At 69.2% G+C, this 4,647-nt stretch carries 4 protein-coding genes; 1 reads left to right on the plus strand and 3 read right to left on the minus strand.

The window, feature by feature from the left end:
• Nucleotides 1-208 precede the first annotated feature (208 nt).
• Nucleotides 209-913: a membrane protein YczE gene (yczE, locus tag FNH05_RS32700; protein WP_246128082.1), complete on the plus strand. Its 705-nt coding sequence runs from the start codon at nucleotides 209-211 to the stop codon at nucleotides 911-913.
• Here yczE and FNH05_RS32705 read toward each other — a convergent pair.
• From FNH05_RS32705 to FNH05_RS32715, 3 genes are read right to left on the minus strand one after another with little or no spacing between them, the layout of a single operon-like run.
• Nucleotides 881-2,359, minus strand: a complete 1,479-nt coding sequence (locus FNH05_RS32705) for an FAD-dependent monooxygenase (RefSeq protein ID WP_144592709.1) — start codon at nucleotides 2,357-2,359, stop codon at nucleotides 881-883. The two genes, yczE and FNH05_RS32705, sit on opposite strands and share 33 nt — an antisense overlap.
• Entirely contained in the window at nucleotides 2,356-2,988 is a 633-nt protein-coding gene (locus tag FNH05_RS32710) for a PadR family transcriptional regulator (RefSeq protein WP_144592710.1), read from the minus strand. The genes FNH05_RS32705 and FNH05_RS32710 overlap by 4 nt, the downstream gene beginning before the upstream one ends.
• Nucleotides 2,989-3,022: 34 nt before the next feature.
• Nucleotides 3,023-4,444: a nitrilase-related carbon-nitrogen hydrolase gene (locus FNH05_RS32715; RefSeq protein WP_144592711.1), complete on the minus strand. Its 1,422-nt coding sequence runs from the start codon at nucleotides 4,442-4,444 to the stop codon at nucleotides 3,023-3,025.
• Between the last annotated feature and the right edge of the window lie 203 nt (nucleotides 4,445-4,647).

Below are 4,647 nucleotides of genomic sequence, written 5' to 3' on the forward strand. Positions count from 1 at the left end.
GCGTGGTTCCTCGTTGGGTAGGGGAAGCGGTGTCATAGGCCTGGACCGAGCCCGGCATGCGGCGGCAGTACCACCAGCTCACCCGGTAGGGCTCGAAGTCCACCAGACCATCATGGCCCAACCCCGGCCTCGTCATCGACGCACATCGGGCCAGTGTTTCCGATGTGGACCTTTCCCCGAAGGCCGGGTGCTGGGCACGATCGCAGCCGTGACATCGTTACGGCAACCGGGAAACGGCCCACAGTTCGTGGCGCGGCGGATGACCGCCCGTGAACAGCTTCGCGCCGGGAAGAAACTCCGGCGGCTCCCGCAACTGGTCGCGGGGCTGCTGGGATACGGCGTCGCGGTCACCCTGCTGGTCGACTCCTCCCTGGGGGCATCGAGCTGGAACGTCCTTTCCGAAGGGATCTCCCTCCACACCGGACTGTCCTTCGGCTGGGCGACCAACCTGACGGCGGTGGCCGTCCTGTTCTTCTGGATTCCACTCCGCGAACTTCCCGGCCTGGGAACCTTTCTGAACGTCCTCCTCGTCGGCGCCTCCGCCGACCTGTCGGCGCACTTGGTGTCCACACCGGACTCCTTGCCCGGCCGGATTGCCTGCTACGGGGCGGGCTTGCTCATGCTGACCTTCTTCGACGCCGTGTACCTCGGCGCGCGGTTCGGCTCCGGTCCCCGGGACGGGCTGATGACCGGCGCCGTCCGCGTGTCCGGTAAGCCGATATGGATGGTGCGCACCGCGATCGAGCTGGTCGTGGTGACCGCAGGCTGGCTTCTGGGCGGAATCGCCGGATTCGGCACGGTGCTGATCGCTCTCGTGATGGGCCCGTTGGTCCAGTTCTTCCTGCGGTTCACGACCGTGCGCCTCGAAGACGACCAGCTCCTACCCGGCGGCGGGGCCGTGCCAGTGCAGTAGTGCCTGACTCAGCCCGTCGAGGTGGTCGTGATCTCCGGTGCGCAGCCAGGCGATGTGTCCGTCCGGCCGCACGAGGACTGCCCGGAGTTCCGGCCGGGCGGGGCAACTCGCCTTCATGAGAGTGACGCGGTCGGACCACCCCGCGGCCGCCTCGCCCACGTCGCTTCCGCCGGTCAGGTCGAGCAGGACCGCGTGGCCGGGGGTCAGCAGCGTGGCCAGGTCGGTCTCGCCGGTACCGGTGGCCAGTGAAAGGTTGGGTGCCAGGCGGCCGATCCACGGGTGTTCGGTGTCGGGGTGCATGGCGTAGCGGGTGTCCAGGCCGGTGATGGTTTCGGCGAAGGCCCGGTTGCCCGCGGGGTGGCGTGCGACGCGGGTGAGCAGATCGACGAGTGGTGCGAGCCGTTCGTCGGCGTTACCGAGGAGCACCTGCGCCCGGGTGTTGGCCAGCACATGCGCCCCCGCCGCGTGGCGTTCGGCATGGTAGCTGCCGAGCAGGTGCGCGGGCGCGGTCCCGCGGACGGTGGCGGCGAGTTTCCAGCCGAGGTTGAAGGCATCGTCCAGGGCGACGTTGACGCCGATCGCCCCGGCGGGCGGGTGGATGTGTGCGGCGTCCCCGGCCAGGAGGATCCGGCCCCGGACGTACTCGGCCGCCTGCCGGGTCGCGTCGCCGAACCGGGTCAGCCAGCGCGCGGCGCGCAGTTCGACGTGCCGCCCGAGCGCGTCGTCCACGGCGGTTTGCAGGAGGTCCAGGGTGACCGGGGTGTCCTTGTCCGCGGGGGGCTGCCCGTCTTCGGTGATGATCCGGACGTAGCCGGGGCGGGGAATGACGAACACCTTCCCACCGGGCCCCGCGGTGAAACCGAAGGGCAACGAGTCCGGCTCGGCGAGTTCGACGTCCCCCAGTAAGGAGAAGCGGGTCGCTTCGGTGCCGGGAAAGTCGATGCCGGCCTGTTTGCGGACTGTGCTGCGACCTCCGTCGCAACCGACCAGATACGCGGCCCGGACGCGGTATTCGCGATCGCCCGTGGTGACGGTGGCGAGGACGGACTCGGAATCCTGTTCCAGGGTGCGCAGTTCGTGTCCGCGCCGGATCTCGGCGCCGAGATCGAGGGCGTGCGCTTCGAGGACTTCTTCGACCCGTGTTTGGGGAATTCCCAGCGAATACGGGTGGTCGGTGTGTGTTTCGGCGAGGCCGAGCGTCACCGGCAGACCGGTGAACGCCGCATGCGGCACCGGCCATCCTTCGGCGACGAACCGGTCGGCGAGCCCGCGCCGCGCGAGCAGGTCCAGGGCGCGGGCGTTGAGGTTGAAGCCCCGGCAGAAGCCCGGCCGCCGGGGATGTCGTTCGAGTACGACCGTCTCGACCCCGGCGCGCCGGAGTTCGCCGGTGAGGAGAAGCCCTGCGGGACCGGCGCCGACGATCAGCACCTCGGCCGTGTCGATCATTGATTTCCCTTCGTGTCCGGGGGAGCGGACCAGCTCCACCCCTGGTCGGTTCGTTCGAGCCGCGGCCAGTGCAGGCTGCCGTCCCGGATCTCGGCGATGGTCCGCCGTGTCCAGTCCAGTTCGGCCTCCCAGGCGTGCAGCGCGCACTCGACTTCGATCATGAACAGGCGGGGGACCCGGCCGGAGCCGACGGTGTCGGCCAGTACCGCCCTGGTCTCCTCGATCCGCCCGCCGAGTTGTTCCGCTCGTTCGGCCAGCGCGTCCGCCGCACCGTCCGGCCCGAGTGCGCCGAGATAGGAGACCGCGGCCATGAACTTGGGGTATTCGGTGACGGGGGTGCGGATCAGTTCGTCGATCCAGCCGACGAATTCGGCCCGGCCGAGTTCGGTGGGCGCGTACACGGTCCGCTCCGGCCGCCTGCCCTCACGCGCCGTCTCGACCGGTTCGATCCAGCCGTGCCGGACCAGCGCTTCGACGGTGTCGTACAGCGAGCCGGAGTTGACCTTGAAGCTGCTGTCCTTGTGCCGTTCTCGCAGGACGGAGGCCATCTCGTAGGGGTGCATCGGCTGTTCCTGCAGCAGGCCCAGCACGGCCAGCGCCAACGTGTTGGAGATCTTCCGCTTCGCCATCTCACTCCAGTAGGTTCCTAATAGTCGGAACCTACTATATGGCGTAGTGCCGGGAAACGACCCCTCCCGGAAGCCTGAAAGGCAGGGCCGCGATCAGGCCGCCGAGCGCGACGACGAGACACAGCCAGGCGAACCAGTCGCCGAAGCGGCTGTAGACCGTCCCGCCCGGACCCCGCACTTCGGCGGCGATCGTGGTGAACGGTCCCGGCCCGCCGGTGTGTGCCTGAGTGAGCACCCGGCCCCAGCCGTCGGAGATCACGAGCGTGCCGTTCTGGCCCGACCAGACCACGGGTATCCCGTTCTCCACGCCCCGCAGCGTCGCCATACGGCTGTGCTGCCAGCCGTTTTCGTTGTTGTCCGAAGCGGGGACCGCGAGCAGGGTGGCGCCCTCCGCGCCGTAGTCGCGGCTGGGCCGCGCGAAGTTCAGGTCGGCACAGATCTCGACTCCTGTTCCGGTCCCCGGCGAGAACACCAGATCATGTCCGGGCGGGCTGACAAGGTCATGCTGTTTGAGGTACCGCAAGGGATTCCCGCCGTCCGCGGGGAAGACCAGTGCGAAGTTGCCGTGGTCGGCGCCCTTGGTCTGGACGAAGCCGAGCACGATGTCGACGCCGCGAACCTGAGCGGCCCGGCGCATCGGCAGGACGAGGGCGGCGGGGTCGGCCTGGTCGGAGCCGAAGGCACCCTCCGGCAGCACCACGGTCCGGACGCCTTCCGGCAGGTGCTCGATCTCGTGGACATAGCCGGCCACACGATCGTCGCTGACCGGAGGTGCCCACGCGAACTGGTTGGGCGCGATGGCCGCGACCCGGTGCGGCGCACCACCGGTGCCGCCCAGGCGCAGGGCGCCGAAACCCAGCGCTGAAGCGAACACCACCACGGCCACCGCCGCGGTACATCGCCGGGCGCCTGCCGTCACGGCGGGCGAGAGCAGCGCCGCGATCGCGCACGGCGTGAACATCACCAAGAACTCGACCATCCACATCCCGCCCACAGCGGCGCTCTGCAGCACCAACGGCGCGTCGCCTTGATCGTTGGCGAACGTGCCCATCAATCCCATCGGATTGGTGGCCGAAACGATGAACCACACGGCCGTCCATGCCGCCGCCGGGCAGAAGGCGGCCGGAAGCGCGCGACCCCGGGCCACGAGCGCGCGGAAGAGCCAGACGGTGAGCACGAACGTCAGCGACATGCCGAGGATGATCATCAGGCCGGCCGGGACCATCGGCTCGTCGTGGGAATGCAGATGGAATGCCCAACTGTTGGCCGTGCCGAGCAGATACGCGCAGAACGCGACGACGAGCGCGGTTCCCCACCGCATGCGTGGTGCGAGCAGCAGCACCGGCAGCGGCGCGAGCCAGGTCAGCGCGGCAACGGGAGCGAGTCCGGTGCCGAAGTAGAACAGGATCGCGGAACTCGCTCCGCCTGCCGCAACGGCGAAGAAGGATTTGTTCATCTCGGCCCTTTCGGTTCCCGCCAACCTCCCAGGCGGGCGTCCGCGAGGCACTGGGCCAGGCCGGAGAAAACGGGGTAGGGCGAGCCCGACCACTGGGTGGTGCTCGCCAGGCCTGGGCGCTTCCCGTGAAGGGACCCTTCACGGCCAACACCCGCCGGGCGAGTCCCACGCTCGTGCGCTTGTGTCCCACCCTCGTGCAGGTG

Source organism: Amycolatopsis rhizosphaerae (assembly GCF_007713715.1).
Lineage (GTDB): Bacteria > Actinomycetota > Actinomycetes > Mycobacteriales > Pseudonocardiaceae > Amycolatopsis_E > Amycolatopsis_E rhizosphaerae.

Coding starts and splice junctions, on each gene's coding strand:
- FNH05_RS32705 (WP_144592709.1), bottom strand. CDS start 2,359: ATGATCGACACGGCCGAGGTGCTGATCGTCGGCGCCGGTCCCGCAGGG.
- FNH05_RS32710 (WP_144592710.1), bottom strand. CDS start 2,988: ATGGCGAAGCGGAAGATCTCCAACACGTTGGCGCTGGCCGTGCTGGGC.
- FNH05_RS32715 (WP_144592711.1), bottom strand. CDS start 4,444: ATGAACAAATCCTTCTTCGCCGTTGCGGCAGGCGGAGCGAGTTCCGCG.